Origin of the sequence: Microcoleus sp. T3_B1 (assembly GCF_036700445.1) — a bacterium.
GTDB lineage: Bacteria > Cyanobacteriota > Cyanobacteriia > Cyanobacteriales > Microcoleaceae > Microcoleus.
Genome location: NZ_JAUBOX010000059.1, coordinates 7,277 through 22,936 on the forward strand (window position 1 = coordinate 7,277; position 15,660 = coordinate 22,936).

Annotated in this window: 14 protein-coding genes; 6 read left to right on the forward strand and 8 right to left on the reverse strand. The window is 46.4% G+C overall.

Translation table 11 applies throughout. The annotated features are described in order from the left end of the window. From QT990_RS25085 to QT990_RS25095, 3 genes are all read right to left on the reverse strand, one after another. Positions 1 to 2,849: esterase-like activity of phytase family protein (locus tag QT990_RS25085; RefSeq protein WP_333465888.1), on the reverse strand; the 2,849-nt coding region annotated here is incomplete at its 3' end. A 202-nt stretch (positions 2,850 to 3,051) separates the two neighbouring features. After that, positions 3,052 to 3,744, reverse strand: a complete 693-nt coding sequence (locus QT990_RS25090) for a response regulator transcription factor (protein ID WP_333144963.1) — start codon at positions 3,742 to 3,744, stop codon at positions 3,052 to 3,054. Then, entirely contained in the window at positions 3,741 to 4,841 is a 1,101-nt protein-coding gene (locus tag QT990_RS25095; protein ID WP_333144962.1) for a HAMP domain-containing sensor histidine kinase, read from the reverse strand. The genes QT990_RS25090 and QT990_RS25095 overlap by 4 nt, the downstream gene beginning before the upstream one ends. 309 nt (positions 4,842 to 5,150) lie before the next feature. Here QT990_RS25095 and kdpA point away from each other — a divergent pair, with 309 nt between their 5' ends. The 6 genes from kdpA (at position 5,151) to QT990_RS25125 (ending at position 13,033) form a co-directional block, all read left to right on the forward strand. Beyond that, complete coding sequence (gene kdpA / locus QT990_RS25100; RefSeq protein ID WP_333144961.1) at positions 5,151 to 6,899, forward strand: potassium-transporting ATPase subunit KdpA; 1,749 nt, start codon at positions 5,151 to 5,153, stop codon at positions 6,897 to 6,899. Positions 6,900 to 6,976: 77 nt separating this feature from the next. Next, complete coding sequence (gene kdpB / locus QT990_RS25105) at positions 6,977 to 9,070, forward strand: potassium-transporting ATPase subunit KdpB (protein ID WP_333144960.1); 2,094 nt, start codon at positions 6,977 to 6,979, stop codon at positions 9,068 to 9,070. Between the two features lie 155 nt (positions 9,071 to 9,225). Next, a complete protein-coding gene (gene kdpF / locus QT990_RS25110) occupies positions 9,226 to 9,495 on the forward strand; it encodes a K(+)-transporting ATPase subunit F (RefSeq protein ID WP_333144959.1) in 270 nt (89 codons plus the stop codon). A gap of 41 nt (positions 9,496 to 9,536) precedes the next feature. Next, a complete protein-coding gene (kdpC, locus tag QT990_RS25115) occupies positions 9,537 to 10,169 on the forward strand; it encodes a K(+)-transporting ATPase subunit C (protein ID WP_333144958.1) in 633 nt (210 codons plus the stop codon). Positions 10,170 to 10,378: 209 nt separating this feature from the next. Further along, complete coding sequence (locus QT990_RS25120) at positions 10,379 to 11,530, forward strand: universal stress protein (protein WP_333144956.1); 1,152 nt, start codon at positions 10,379 to 10,381, stop codon at positions 11,528 to 11,530. 264 nt (positions 11,531 to 11,794) lie between these two features. Beyond that, complete coding sequence (locus tag QT990_RS25125; protein ID WP_333144954.1) at positions 11,795 to 13,033, forward strand: sodium:proton antiporter; 1,239 nt, start codon at positions 11,795 to 11,797, stop codon at positions 13,031 to 13,033. 93 nt (positions 13,034 to 13,126) lie between these two features. On the opposite strand, the gene QT990_RS25130 is transcribed toward QT990_RS25125, so the two are convergent. From QT990_RS25130 to QT990_RS25150, 5 genes are read right to left on the reverse strand one after another with little or no spacing between them, the layout of a single operon-like run. Then, positions 13,127 to 13,762: a class I SAM-dependent methyltransferase gene (locus QT990_RS25130; protein ID WP_333144953.1), complete on the reverse strand. Its 636-nt coding sequence runs from the start codon at positions 13,760 to 13,762 to the stop codon at positions 13,127 to 13,129. Between the two features lie 6 nt (positions 13,763 to 13,768). Then, on the reverse strand, positions 13,769 to 14,230 hold the full coding sequence (locus tag QT990_RS25135) for a cupin domain-containing protein (protein ID WP_333144952.1): 462 nt from the start codon (positions 14,228 to 14,230) through the stop codon (positions 13,769 to 13,771). A 24-nt stretch (positions 14,231 to 14,254) separates the two neighbouring features. Further along, on the reverse strand, positions 14,255 to 14,632 hold the full coding sequence (locus QT990_RS25140; RefSeq protein WP_333144951.1) for a HEPN domain-containing protein: 378 nt from the start codon (positions 14,630 to 14,632) through the stop codon (positions 14,255 to 14,257). Beyond that, positions 14,622 to 15,152 (reverse strand): hypothetical protein, encoded by a 531-nt coding sequence (locus QT990_RS25145; RefSeq protein ID WP_333144950.1) that lies wholly within the window; start codon positions 15,150 to 15,152, stop codon positions 14,622 to 14,624. The genes QT990_RS25140 and QT990_RS25145 overlap by 11 nt, the downstream gene beginning before the upstream one ends. A gap of 6 nt (positions 15,153 to 15,158) precedes the next feature. After that, a complete protein-coding gene (locus tag QT990_RS25150; RefSeq protein WP_333144949.1) occupies positions 15,159 to 15,638 on the reverse strand; it encodes a hypothetical protein in 480 nt (159 codons plus the stop codon). Between the last annotated feature and the right edge of the window lie 22 nt (positions 15,639 to 15,660).

Consider the following 15,660-nt stretch of genomic DNA (forward strand, 5'->3'; position numbering starts at 1 on the left):
GGCGTTGGACTTGTCGGCGTTGGACTTGTCGGCGTTGGACTTGTCGGCGTTGGACTTGTCGGCGTTGGACTTGTCGGCGTTGGACTTGTCGGAGTCGGAGTTGTCGGAGTCGGAGTTGTCGGAGTCGGAGTTGTCGGAGTCGGAGTTGGTGCTACATCGTTATCTAAAATTGTCAAATTCGCCGTACTTTGCGCTCCCACACTCGCACCGTTTGTGGGATTATTCAGACTAAGCGCAACAATCTCACTTTCCTCTACTAAGGTGTCATCGTTAATTGGAATCGTAAAAGTTTTGCTTGTTGCCCCGATCGCAAAGTTTAAGATTCCTGATGTTGCCGTGTAGTCACTGCCTGCATTAGCAGTCCCGTCGGAAGTGCTGTAGCTGATATCAGCCGCCACATTAGTATTGCTTGTCCGAGTCACGGTAATTGTCGCAAAACCCCCGCTTTCACCGATCTCGTAATTGGCAGCACTAAAATTAAAACTGCCTGGGTTGGGAATATTGACATTAAAGCTTCCCAAGTTGCTGGCTGCGACAAAGTTATTATTGATATCGCTAACTTGGCCCGATTCGATTGCGATCGCATAATCCCCATTGTCATCTAAATCCCAACTGCCATCGGGCGCGGTAATTTCATAGGTTGCGGTACGAAGAGTGCCGTTGCCAGTTGGGGTAAAGCTTACCAGTGTCGCTAATTGGTTAAATCCGTTGGGCCCAGTCACCCGGATGTCTGAATTATCCAAACTGCTGCTGTTGACAGCAAAGTTGTCGCTGTAGTCTACCGTAAAAGTTTTTGTAGTGCCGCCTGCGACGAGAATGTTGCCAGCGGCTAGATTGGAAGCAGCAGGCAGGATCGTATCGACGGTAATTGTTGCTGTCTCGCTGGCTGTACTGAAAGCTGCTAACCCCCCCATACTGCTGGGAGCAGAAATATCACCCGTCCCGCCGTTCGTGAAGGTAGTAGTGGTGCCAGAATTTGTTGTCGTTCCATCCCATGCCTGATAAGTGATATTGGCAGTGCCGTTGTAGCCAGCATTGGGAACAAAGCGGATGCTGGCATTGCCTGCTAGCAGTCTCGCTGCTGCTGTTGACGGGGTGCCGAATGCCGTCCAAGTCGCACCGCTATCAGTTGAATATTCCCAACTGCCGTTAGTCTTGTCTGTCGCCGTGACAGCAATTCCTTGAGTGTCGGCGGTGTCGGGATCTGTAACTGCATCTGCAATTAAAGCAGAAACTAAAGTGCCGGTGTTGCTGGCAGGAGGTACATCTACCTTAATGGGTGTTAGTATCGGCGTTAGGCTGTTGTTGAGTACAGGTGCGTTGTTGGCTGCAAACGCTGCGACTGCGGTGGGGAGCAAAAAGAAGGAGCCAAAATTGTTGTCGCTGACAAGAATAAGCGATCGCTTCCCAGTTGTTTGAGAAGGTCCAAATGTCATCCCTTCAAAATTGTTTAGCGGAAAGCCAGAAGTTTTTGGGAAATCAGCAATCAGAGTTTTTGATACCGGTGTAATGCCAGCAACACCAGAAGCAGTCAAGCCAATATTGCTTTGAATGTCAGTCGCACCCGTTAAAGAAATTTGATAAAGCTTCACATCGCCTTGCAGTGTAGCTGGGCTGAAAAAACGTTCGAGAACCAGCAGCGTATTATCATCAACTGCCAGCATTTCTGAAATGCCGTTGCGCGGATCGGTGTTGTAAAGAAATTCTCCGTCTGCGGTGTTTGTGGTTAAGTTATATCTTAAAATTCGCGATCGCGTGCCAATGGTAGCCGTTGTACCTGAAGCAGGGCCGTCTTGTTCGAGAGCATTTTCTGTTGCTGTAAACAGAAAACTTTGACTGGGAGTAATCGTCAGACTTTCAAAACCTTGATTGTTGCGGATGCCGCTGGCAGGATTTGCTGATACCTCGTATTTGGGAGAAGGAATAGCCAGTGCTAGGTTTTGAACTCCGGTTGCAATGTCGAATTTATTGATAAAAGGCTGGGTATTTGTCGAGAAATTTCCTTCAGAAGAGACGAAAACATTGCCACCGATGAAGCCAATGCCCTCTGTATCCGATGTATCTGGTGCAAAGGGAGGCGGACTGCCAATCTGTGTCACGCCTGCAAAAACCACTCCTCCTGTTGCCAAGCTACCCGAACTCACATTCGGTATAGTGACGGTGTAAAAGCGAGACGGATCGGGACTGCCACCAGTATTGCGGCCGTCGGAGATAGCGTAGTAAGTGTTGTTTCCCGCGTAGGTAAGGCCAGACAGTCCACCTACCTTGGTTCCTTCAAAATTTGTAGTGGCCGAAATTTGTTCTTCTCCCAAAAATTGCAGACCGAACACATATTCATAAGCGGCCATTGTGGCTGGCCCGATCGCCAACCCAGATGACACGGCTCCTGTTGTATAATCTAATTCCCAATCTCCGCCCATAGCCGAACTGCCGATCGGCGATCTAGAAGCAGCAATTTTTGCCTGGGTTAGCTGACTCAGTTGCTGCACAAAGTTAGCGCCCTTTTCCCCCGCCGCTACCTCGCACCCGTACAGCAAAATCTCTCCACTGTCTGCCAGCGATCGCCACCAACGCTGCAATTGGTTAGCATAAGTTTTTAAATTTGTCAAGTTTAGATCGATCGCGCCTAGCAGTAAACTCGCGGGGCGGCCGTGGGAGATAATATGAATGCTTTTAATATTGCTGCGACTTGCTAGTGCTGCCGTGATTTGTTCTACTCCATCCCGCGCCGCATCGAGGGTAATAACTTCTGTCCCCGCTGCGATGCCATTGTGGAGAGTTTGGCTGTCGGGAAGGGCAGAGTCGAGAAAGGCGATCGAACTAAAAACTGAACTGATAAAATTTGGCATAATACACCTTTGGTTAGATGACGGTAGGAAAATTAAGGCCTGTCTAGCTTAGCAAATTCAAAAATTAAATGTCATGAGTAAAATTAACAATCAAGACGAATACTAATTTCCCGTGAGCCTGCAACAGAAGCCTCTTGATAGGGGCGGGTTTAGCCAATAATTCCTTTAAAAAACCGACAATTCCAGTACACAACTCGCTTTTTTAGGGTTCGATCGCTAAAAGCTCTTCTGCTACCAATCCTTTCTGAATAGCAAGCACTGCTGCTTGAGTGCGATCGCGCACTTCTAACTTTTGCAAAATCGCGTGCACATGAACCCGCACAGTCCCCGGAGCAATGTACAATATTTGTGCAATTTCCTGATTGCTTTTCCCCCCCGCAACTAAAGCCAAGATTTCCTGTTCTCGCTTCGTCAGCGGATTTTCCAAAACTTCCCATTTTGACCCAACTTTCACAGGTTCAGGATTAGCAAAAACTGCCCGAATTTCCGCAGTTGCCGCCTTATCCCACCACGAAGCACCCGCTGCTATCGATCGAATTGCCAAAACCAAAGTTTCCGCCGCAATTCCCTTAAGGCAATAGCCCTGAGCTCCCGCTGCAATTAATCTTTCAATTAAGGATTTTTGAGAATGAGATGTTAAAATTAAAACCGGAATTGCTGGATGTCGATCTTTAATTTGGCGGCACGCTTCAATACCGCCAATTCCCGGCAAACCGACATCGAGAACTACCACATCTGGTAAGTATTCCTGAGTCAATTCTACTGCTGTTTCGCCATCTTCTGCCTCGGCAATTACTTGCAAGCAACTTTCTTGCTGCAACCTGGTTTGCAGCCCCAACCGAAACAGTTCGTCGTCTTCAACTAGGAGAATTCGTAATGGATAAGCTGGTTTCATTTCTGTGGGATAGCAGGGAGTCGGAATCCAAATAAAGCACCGTGTGGCAACTTATTTTCTGCCCAAATTATACCGCCGTGGGCGTCAATAATTTGGCGAGACAAGTATAACCCCAATCCCGATCCTTTGGCTTGCCGATCGCTGTGCCCTTGATAAAAACGCTCGAACAAGTGGGGCAGTTCATCGGCGGTAATTCCTAACCCGCTATCGATAACTTTCACCACCTGAAAACTCGAATAAGATTCCATGATTATTTCTACCTTGCCACCGCGAGGAGAATGGTTGATGCCGTTTGTTAGCAAATTAACAAAAACGCGCTGGAGTTGCACCGCATCGCCATTTACCCACAAAGAACGACGGAAATCTGACTCTCCGTAACTCATACTAATGTAAACCCGGCGCGCCGCCGACAAATGGATGAGTGTTGCGATTACTTCTTCTGCCAAAGCTACTAAATTTACCGGCGCAAGTTGCAGTTTTAAACCTTCGGCATCATTGCGGTAAACATCCAGCAGCGTTTCTACTAATTGTAGTGACATTTTGTGTGATCGCGCCATTGTTTCGAGAACTTTTTGCTGACTGGCGGTGACATTCCCAAATTTTGCTGACTGAAAAGCTTTAATTGTTTCTATAGCCCCCAGCATCGGCGTTTTCAAGTCGTGACTCAAAGTAGAGACAAAATCTTCTCGGATGCTTGCTAGCTGCTGCTGCGACTGCAACTCAGCTTTAGCGATCGCGATCGTCTCTTGGTACTGCTGGTTGCGATCGCTCAAATATCCCGTCACCCCTAAAGCCATGACTGCGATCGATCTATTTGCTACAGTTGCTAGGGCGATCGTTTCTCCAGGAGGAAAAAACAAATTTAACAGCGTCAAAGCTGCCGATACCAGTGTAATTTGCAACTTACCCAACCGACTCAAGCGCGAATTTGCCAGTAAAATCGGCCCTGTGTACAAATACCCAAACAGATACTCCGACGGTGTAGTAAATTCCAGCACTACAACGATCGCCAATAAAATTGCGATCGACCACCTGCCCCGCAAATACTTCTCTTGAATTGCCTGGTTGTCTGTGATTTTCAATAAGCTGTTTAACATCCTTTATCCATCCATTTTATATTTTATATTTACACTTTACTCTCTGCCTTATCCCTGCGGTTTTTATTCGCCAAAATTTTGTCTACTATGACGCAAAAACAAGCGTTTAGATAACATCTATATCTGCAAGCATAGATAGTGCAAAATATTTAAACATTTGTCTATCAGTGAAAATATATAGCAGCTAAGCATATAAGCATAACGGGTAAACGGCAACTTATACCTGCGGGCTGATTATCAAAAATCCTAACGGCAAGTATATTGATTGTTAAAAGCAGATTGCACTTTTAAGAAAGTATTGGCTCAGTTATGCTTGAAGGATTAATTCAAATCGTATTAACGCTAATCATTGTAGTAGCGATCGCCCCTATTTTTGGTAATTACATGGCGCGGGTGTACATGGGAGAAGCAACCATTCTCGACCCCGCTATTAAACCCCTAGAACAAATTATCTATAAAGCCAGCAATATCCGGTATGTAGATTCGATGACAGGTTGGCAATATGCGCGATCTTTACTCTACAGCAATGCAGCAATGGGCATATTTGTTTTCCTAATTTTCATGCTTCAAGGAGTGCTGCCTTTAAATGCCACCGGCTTAAGTACCCCAACCTGGGATACTGCGCTGCACACAACTATTTCATTCCTCACAAATACCGACCAACAGCATTACTCCAGCGAGACAACATTCAGTTATCTATCCCAGTTAACTCTGGGTTTTTTAATGTTTACCTCAGCCGCCACGGGTTTAGCAGTAGGCATTGCCTTTATTCGGGGCTTAACAGGTCGTCCATTGGGCAACTTTTACATCGATTTAATTCAATCAATTACCAGGATTCTGCTACCGATTTCTTTAATAATTGCCTTACTTTTGCTAATGTCTGGAGTGCCGGAAACCCTAGCAGGGCCGGCAGTTGCCCGTACCTTAGAAGGCGGCACGCAAGTAATAGCTCGCGGGCCAGTAGCTCACTTTGAAAGCATCAAACAACTGGGAGAAAATGGCGGCGGATTTTTTGCCATGAACTCGGCTCACCCCTTTGAAAATCCCAATCCTTTTACCAACCTGCTGGAAACACTAGCAATGGTTTCTATACCAGCAGCTATGATTCACACTTACGGTCGATTTGCCAATAACAAAAAGCAGGGATGGCTGATTTTTTGGATGGTGTTTGCCATCTATGTAATTTTGATTGGCATTGCAGCATTTGGCGAGTACAGCGGCAACCCTCAAATTAATAATTTACTGGGCGCGCAGCAGCCAAATTTAGAAGGCAAAGAAGTTAGGTTTGGTTGGGCAGAGACTGCACTGTGGGCGGTGACTACGACAGGCACAATGTGCGGCGCTGTCAACGGGATGCACGATTCTTTAATGCCTCCCGCTGGTTTTGCTACTCTGTTTAATTTGTTTCTGCAAATCGTTTGGGGCGGACAGGGAACGGGAACGGCTTACTTGTTTATTTACTCAATTTTGAGCGTGTTTCTCACGGGATTGATGGTGGGGAGAACGCCGGAATTTTTGGGACGCAAAATTGAGAAACGGGAAATTGTTTTAGCCAGCGTTGTTTTATTAATCCACCCGATCGCAGTTTTAATCCCCGGTGCAATTACCCTCGCATTTACCGACAGTTTGAGCGGCATCAGCAACCCCGGATTTCACGGCATTTCCCAGGTAATGTACGAATACGCTTCAGCGGCAGCTAACAACGGTTCCGGCTTAGAAGGATTGACCGACTCTCAACCCGCCCCGACAGGACTTTGGTGGAATTTAAGCACCTGTTTTAGCCTCCTGTTAGGGCGCTACATTCCAATTATTGCCCTGCTGCTTTTAGCTGACAGCATGACAAACAAACAACTGGTTCCCGAAACAACAGGCACTCTCAGAACCGATTCAGTTTTGTTCACTAGCGTAACCGCAGGAGTAATCTTAATTCTAGGCGCACTGACATTTTTCCCAGTTTTGGCATTAGGGCCAATTGCCGAAGGATATGAAATTAGCAGCGGCAAGTTTGAACCAGCATCAATAGCTGTACCCACAACACCAACTCCTCCCCCTCAGTAGCGAAAATCCTCAACCTCACTCTTCTCTTTCTCTGTGTTCTCTGTGTTCTCTGCGGTTCATTAAAATCCCCAATCGACATGACCTCATCCCCTACTCCCGATTCCCCAAAAAAACCTCCCAGAGGCTCTCGCGAGTCTCGCAAGCACACGCCGAAAGCAAATACTAAAGGCCTTTATCAAAGAGCTTTTAAAGAAGCTTTTGTCAAGCTAAACCCGCGGGTGATGCTAAAAAATCCGGTGATGTTTGTGGTGTGGATAGGCACAATTGTGACTGCACTTTTAACGATCGACCCCACGCTGTTCGGCCCGGTTTTAGGCAAAAATCAGGTAGTTTTTAACGGCTTAGTGACGTTAATTTTGTTCTTCACTTTGGTATTTGCTAATTTTGCCGAAGCGGTGGCCGAAGGGCGCGGCAAAGCCCAAGCAGATGCGCTGCGATCGACCAAAGCAGACACGACAGCCCGCAAACTCCTACCAGACGGTTCAATTCAAGAAGTTAGTTCGACATCCCTGAGACGCGGCGACCAAATTAAAGTGATCGCGGGCGATGTCATTCCTTCCGACGGCGAAGTGATTGCAGGCGTCGCCTCGGTAGATGAATCTGCGATCACTGGCGAATCCGCGCCGGTGCTCAAGGAACCGGGTTCGGACATCGCCAGTTCCGTCACCGGCGGTACGCGCATCCTTTCCGACGAATTGACGCTGCGGGTGATGGCTGACCCAGGTAAGGGGTTTTTGGACAGGATGATCGCGCTGGTGGAGGGGGCCGAAAGGTCGAAAACGCCCAACGAGATCGCGCTGACGGTTCTGCTGGCGGTGCTGACTCTGGTGTTTTTGATAGTGGTATCGACGATTCCGCCGATCGCAAGTTATGTGAAAACTCCCGTGGGCGTGGTGACGCTGATTTCGCTGCTGGTGGCGCTGATCCCGACGACGATCGGCGGTTTGCTGAGCGCGATCGGCATTGCGGGCATGGATCGCGTCGCTCAGTTTAACGTGATAGCGACCTCTGGACGCGCCGTGGAGGCTTGCGGCGACGTGAATACGCTGATTTTGGACAAAACGGGGACGATCACGCTGGGGAACCGTTTAGCTGAGGAGTTCATTCCGGTAAACGGTCACTCGCTGGAGGAGGTTGCGAGTGTAGCCCTTGCTGCTAGCCTGTTTGACGATACTCCAGAGGGAAAGTCGATCGTCCGTTTGGCTCAGAATTTGGGCGCACAGGTAAATTTCGATCGCACCAACGCCACGGGGCTTGATTTTTCCGCAAAAACGCGGATGTCTGGCACGGATTTGCCCGATGGGACGGAGGTTCGCAAGGGTGCGGTGGATGCGGTGAAGGGTTTTGTGCGATCGCGCGGTGGCAATTTTGGGCCGGATCTCGATGCAGCTTACGAGCGAGTTTCGCGCTTGGGAGGCACGCCCTTAGCTGTTTGTCAAGGCAGCGACACCTATGGCATTATCTATTTGAAAGATGTCATCAAACCGGGAATTCGCGATCGGTTTGACCAACTGCGAAAAATGGGCATCCGCACAATAATGCTCACCGGAGATAACCGAATTACAGCATCAGTAATTGCCGATGAAGCAGGCGTTGACGACTTCATTGCCGAAGCAACTCCCGAGGACAAAATCGATGTAATTCGCCAGCAACAAGCAGAAGGCAAATTAGTAGCAATGACGGGAGACGGAACCAACGACGCACCCGCACTAGCCCAGGCAAACGTAGGACTCGCGATGAATTCTGGAACCCAAGCCGCGAAAGAAGCCGCTAACATGGTGGACTTAGATTCCGACCCCACCAAACTAATTGACTTAGTTACAATTGGCAAACAATTGCTGATTACTCGCGGCGCGCTGACTACGTTTTCGCTAGCGAACGACATTGCCAAATATTTTGCAATTATTCCGGCAATATTTGCCCCTGTTGGCGCTTTAAACGTCATGGGTTTAGCCAGCGGTCAATCGGCAGTTTTGTCGGCATTAATTTACAATGCTCTGATTATTCCCGCTTTGATTCCACTAGCATTAACAGGTGTCAAGTTTCGACCTTTGAGCGCCAATAAACTGTTGCAGCGGAACATTTTAATCTACGGATTGGGAGGAGCCGTCGCACCGTTTATTGCTATCAAAATTATTGATATTTTGATAGCCGCCGTTGGGCTAGCATAAGAGAAGTTCGGCAACGGATCGGTCGAGGAATGTAACGGATGATTCTCGTTCCCCGGCTCTGCCGAGGAACGCAGATCCAGAGGCTCTGCCTCGATTTTTTCCAAAAAATCATCCAATAGAAAGACAGATATTTATTCCCAAAATAAGGAGAATTCATGAAACGGAATGATTTGCTGAATGATATTTTTCCCAGAGATTTCCAACAAATTATTGAGTTAGCACAAATGCTTTGGCAGCGCCACCCAATCCCGGTACAGCTATTTCTAGTAATGTGTTTCAATGCTATAATTGCCCCCGCTGTATACGCGGCGGCGGGCGAAGATTTGACCCGAAAAGCTGTCTGGGGTTTAAGTCTCCTGGGTTTGGTGATTATCGCCCTTTCTATTTACTTGTTTGTAGTCATCTTTCAGCCGGAAAGATTTTAGTCAATAATTAACCCTTAGCAAATAACCGAGCGAGGTAATTTATGAGAGAAATAATTAGAGCCATTCGCCTTACCCTGGTTTTGTGGGGAATTACAGCCATTATTTACCCTTTAATCTTGCTAGCAATCGGTCAAATTGCTTTTAATTCCCAGGCAAACGGCAGCTTATTAATTACTAAGCAGGGAGTTGTAGTCGGTTCCTCGTTAATTGGTCAACCTTTCCGATCAGATAAATATTTTTGGGGTCGTCCCAGCACCACCAATTACAGCAGTTTTGCGACAGAAAATTACGATCCGACAAAGGGAGAAAATGTTAGTCAAAGAACAGGCGTTTCTGGTGCTAGCAACCTGGCCCCCAGTAACTCGGAGTTGCTGAAACGAGGTAATGAGAAAGAGGGTTTTCAGGGAGTGCAAGTTGAATTAGATCGCCTCAACAAAGCTGGTATCAAACCGACTGCTGATTTAGTCTACACCTCTGGTTCTAGCCTCGATCCGCACATTAGCCTAGAGGCAGCTAGGGCGCAAATTCAGCGGATAGCAACGGTGCGATCGCTCAATCTCAATCAAGTAGAAATGTTGGTAGCCAAAAATACAGATGGCAGATTTCTCGGCATTTTCGGCGAACCGGGAGTTAACGTCCTCAAACTGAATTTGGCTCTCGACCGTTTACAATAGTTGACAGTCAGTAGTCAGTTGTCCGTAGTCATTAGTCATTAGTCATTAGTCATTAGTCATTAGTTATGAGTTATTTGTTATTTGTTATTAGTTATTTGTAGCAACAGACAACAGACAACAGACAACAGACAACAGACAACTGACAACTGCCAACTGACAACTGCCAACTGACAACTGCCAACTGACAACTGACAACCCACTACTCAGCTATGATTCACTCTAGCGAACTTACCAACAATCCAGACGCGGTTTACGCCCAGCCGAACCGCACTTACGATCGCACCCCCCGCCGGGGAAAGCACAAAATATTTATCGGCATGGCCCCCGGTGTCGGCAAAACTTTCCGAATGCTGGAAGAAGGACACACGCTCAAATCTGAAGGCATTGATGTGGTAATTGGACTGTTAGAAACTCACGGGCGGAAAGAGACAGCAGCTAAAGCCGAGGGACTAGAAATAGTTCCCAAAAAACAAATGCGGCGCGGCGAAAAAATACTCAACGAAATGGATACGGATGCTGTCATAGAACGCCGTCCTCAATTAGCATTAATAGACGAACTGGCTCATACCAACATTCCGGGTTCTCTGCGAGAAAAACGATATCAAGATGTCGAAGAAATTCTCAAGGCTGGGATTGATGTTTTTTCCACGCTCAACATTCAACACATAGAAAGCCTCAACGATTTAGTAGCTCGAATTACCGGAGTTGTAGTGCGAGAGCGAGTACCCGATCGCGTCCTCGAAGATGCTGACGAAATAGTCGTTGTCGATGTAACGCCGGAAACTTTAGAAGAAAGGTTGCTAGAAGGAAAAATTTATGCTCCCGAAAAAATTGAACAATCTTTAGAAAACTTTTTCCAGCGCCGTCATTTAATTGCTTTGCGAGAACTTGCCCTGCGAGAAGTAGCAGACAATGTTGAAGACGAGGCAGCAACTTTAAAAGGTCAATCTTGCAACATTCACGAACGAGTATTAGTGTGCATCTCGACTTATCCGAATTCCTTGCAACTGCTGCGGCGGGGCGCGAGGATTGCTAGCTACATGAATGCCCAATTTTATGCTGTGTTTGTCAACGATCCCGACCGATTTTTAACAAAAGCAGAAAGCTTGCACGTTGAAACTTGTGAGAAACTTTGTCAAGAATTTAACGGGCAATTTTTGCGGGTAAACGGCAATAATATAGCCAAAGCGATTTCGGAGGTAGCGAAACAGTATCGCATTACTCAAATTGTGATCGGCGAAAGCCAGCAATCCCGCTGGCATTTGCTGCTGCGGGGTTCTTTAACTCAACAGTTAGTGCGATCGCTCAAACACGTAGATTTGCATATCATTGCTACCGAAAAAAGTGGTCTTTCTAATTGATTATTAGTCCTCAGTCATTAGTCATTAGTCATTAGTTATTAGTTATTAGTCAGATGAATGCAATAAACAATTCCGAGCGATTGTAAGTCACGGAGTTTACTGGTTCCAAAGACAAAGCCCGCAGCCGCAGGCTAGAAGCATAAACAATTTGGTATAACAAATGCAACTTTCGGAGGATATGTGAATCTAGCGGGTGGTGGATGCCGCAGAAGCTTTTATCTGTCAGAATCGCACTTGGTAAACCTGATTAAAAGTGTGCTCTCTATGGTGGATAGTTACATTCTCAAATTGCTAGTTATTGGCATCCTCCTGCTGAGCGTCACCTTGGGTTCGGGATGGATCTCGCGAATGCCGGTGTCTTATGCCTTAATTTATCTAGTTGTCGGTATCGGATTGGGGCCCTACGGCGTCAAGCTGATTGAGTTGCGTCCCGAAGCTCAATTTTTAGAAAGACTCACAGAATTTGTAGTTATTGTTTCTCTGTTCAGTTGCGGCTTAAAAATGAATCGCCCGCTGCAACTTTGGGCTTGGAATTCCACAGTGCGGCTGATCGGTTTTTTAATGCCAATTTCGATTTTTGCTGTGGCTGCGATCGGTCATTGGTTTGTGAAATTAGATTGGGGCGCGGCGATTTTACTCGGAGCAATTCTCGCTCCCACCGATCCAGTTTTGGCCTCAGAAGTTCAGTTAGCTCATATAAAAGATCGCGATGAATTGCGCTTTGGTTTAACATCGGAAGGCGGTTTAAACGATGCTTTAGCTTTTCCCTTTGTTTATTTCGGCATTTATTCGCTAAAAGATAACAACTGGTCGAAGTGGTTTTCGCAGTGGGTAGCAGTTGACTTGATTTGGGCGATCGCCGCAGGTATCGTTATGGGAATTTTAGTAGCTAAAGCCGTCACCTGGATCGATCGCCGGCTCCAACACTATCGACCGGCCGATCAATTAATGGAAGATTTCATTGCTCTGTGCACAATTCTGCTCACCTATTCCCTCACAGAAGTAGTCAACGGCTACGGATTTCTCGCAGTTTTTGTAGCAGGAATTGTCGTGCAGCGGAGTTACCACAATCTAGAAAAGCCACTTTCCCAACTGCACTTTACCGAGCGCATAGAAAAGTTAATGGAAGTAGCAACTATTTTACTATTAGGTTCGCTTTTGCGCCTAGAGCCTATGTTGGCCTATGGAGGATACTCCCTCTTAGTAGCTGGATTGTTGATTTTTTTAATCCGGCCTGTGGGAGCTTGGATTAGTACGATCGGCAGTCCTTTGCATCCCGCCAACCGCTGGCTTTATGGCTGGTTCGGCATTCGTGGTGTCGGTTCTATCTATTATCTTACCTATGCTTTTGGTAAGGGTTTGGAAGGCGAAACAGGGGAAAGAATTGCCTGGATTACCTTTTCAACAATCATAATTTCTGTGGTTTTGCACGGTATTACTTCCACCCCGCTAATGAACTGGTACGAGCGCCGAATCAAACCTAAAGTACCGGATTTAATTTAATTAATTCACGCAAGTCATACAGATTGTATGCGATATTTGTAGGGACACGGCACTGCCGTGTCCTTACCTAATCTAGGAATTTCACGAAATACTCTAAACAGGTTTCACCCCAACTAATAAAGCGAGTTCCCGCCACTTCCAATAGCAGTCTACATCGTCAAAACCAATTTCTCTAAACCAGCGCAGTTGCGTTTCGACATCCAGCAATTTATTAGACGGATCATCGGGCGAATCGCTAATACCAATTGCCTCTCGAAATTTCTCGTGCAAAGCGGGAGTTGGTGACGCTACGTGCTCCAAATTGCAAAAAATGCCTCCCGGTTCCAAAAGCGCGAAAATCTCAGTGTAAAGCGAACGTTTGCGATCGTCTGCTACATGATGAATCGCAAAACTAGAAACAACCGCATCAAACTTGCCCGAATCCGGTAAGGATTCATCAAAATTGTGCTCGATTACCGTGACATTCTGGTCATCAGCAAAGCGAATTCTGGCTTTTTCCAGCATTGTCGGCGAAAAATCGATCGCCACACATTCAACATTTGGTCGATCGCACTTAAGCAGACCCAGCAACCGCCCGTCTCCCGTACCCACATCCAGAATTCGCTTAACATTTTTCGGCACTTCCTCCAACAAAACCGCTTCACCTTCAGTGCGGTGAGGAATTCCATCAGCTTTAGCAAGATACCACAAAGCGTGTTCCGCCGAAGTCCAAAGATTCACTTGACTCATAATTTTTTAATCCTCATAAACCTCGCCATTTTTGCGAGTAAAAATCCAACCATTATCGCTAGCTTTGGCAATTAGATCGTCATCGGGATATTCGGCACTATCTCCCGGAGTGCGATCGCCAATTTCCAGATAAACAACATCTGAATTCGTGCGGTTGACTAAATGGTGTCCGTCTGCATCACCCGCCGGAAAACCCGCCGCCATACCCGGTTTCAGCACTTGCTCTCCCGAATTTGTAATCACAGTAACTTCCCCTTCCAGAACATAGATTAACTCATCTTGACGGGTATGCCAGTGCCTGAGAGCAGAAGAACTTCCCGGTGCCAGCCTCACCAAATTTACCCCAAAATTCTGCAATCCGGCAGCATCGCCCAAGCGTTTTTTAACTCTCCCCAAAACAGCAGATTGAAATTGCTGAGGGTACTTGGAACCCGTTATTTCCGGCACATTTTTAGGATCGATAATCATATATTTTAACCCTGGACTCTATACTTACAAACTACTCAAATCCGATATTACTTTCTCGGAGATTCCAATAGCTATTAATGCAATACCGGATAATCCTGGTACTGCATCATCATAATCTACTTTTCGGCGATAGCTTCGCAAATACCTCAAATTTTCTGCTATTTTCTTGCGAGTGCGATCGGGACTGACAGCGAATTGTTCCTGAACGTATCTGTGAGCTTCTCCTGTCTTTGGAATAGAAAGTCCTTCGGTATCCCGTAAATAGTTTCGGGCTTGAATGAAAGCTGCATAGTAGGCTCTACTGATAGCAGCACGCACTTTAGCTTCTTCATTTGCGGGGGTAGTTGCTTTACCTACAAGTTCTCTAGCTAAATTAAGATATTCTAACCATTCAAAAGTCATCTGGATATTCTAAGATAGGACAGAGTGGCTGTCGTATTTTATCTGATAAATTTAACCACCACTCATCTTGAAACTGATTAAGTTTGTCAACAGCTTCCTCTGGGGTTACGTTCATGCAAATGGCTAATTCTAACATAGAATCCTCGACAGCTTCTGGGTCAGTCACGCATTCAATAAATAACTTAGCATCCGGGAAGTAATGGCAAATTTTGTCTGCTGCTTCCAGCAATACGGGAATCAAAAATTGATATTTTTCCAGAAACAGCAATATTTCTGTTTCTCCCCGGAAGCTGTACAATTTTTCCAAAGATTTAATATCAGCCAAAGAAACAGGATTTAGCTCGGTTAAGCTATCGTGCAGCAGCATAGAGGCTAGGCTTTCCGCATCAACTCGACGGCGTTTTGCTTCTGCCAAAAGCCTTTCGCTGTCTTCAGGAGACAGTTGGATTGTCAGGATTTGAGAATTGCTCGCGGTTTTCATGGAGATTGTATGACCTAACGATTTTTTTCCTGTTTCCATTGTCCCTTATTCTAAAGGTTTCAAAGTAGTAGGATTTTCCCGAGTCGGTTTAATAAAACGGCTGTTCGCCCGCACAAAACAATTACCCTTATCCGTGGAAATCGGCAGCCAAGGTTTGCCCTGAGAGTCAGCAATCATAATTTGATTTGCATTATTTCCCGTCACCGCTTCCAAGCGCTGTCCCCGCCGAAAAACAGTCACCACAGGCCACTGCGAAACATTGTGTTTATTTCTTTCAAACAACTCAGCAGGCGCATCCAAACCGTCTACAGAAATTGAGCGAAATCTCTGAGCCATCCGGCAATTCAACCCTTTAGAATCAGAGTCAACAACCAACCAATTTACCTGCCTGTTGCCCCGCTGTCTCGCAGGCGGCACCGGATAATCACCTTGCCTGTTAGCAACAGGTATTGCTGAGGCTAAATTAGCCCCCATTCCTAACATCCCAGCAACTGCGAGAAAGACAATTCTAATTTCTGCTTTCATTGCTACCCAAAATCCTTTAATT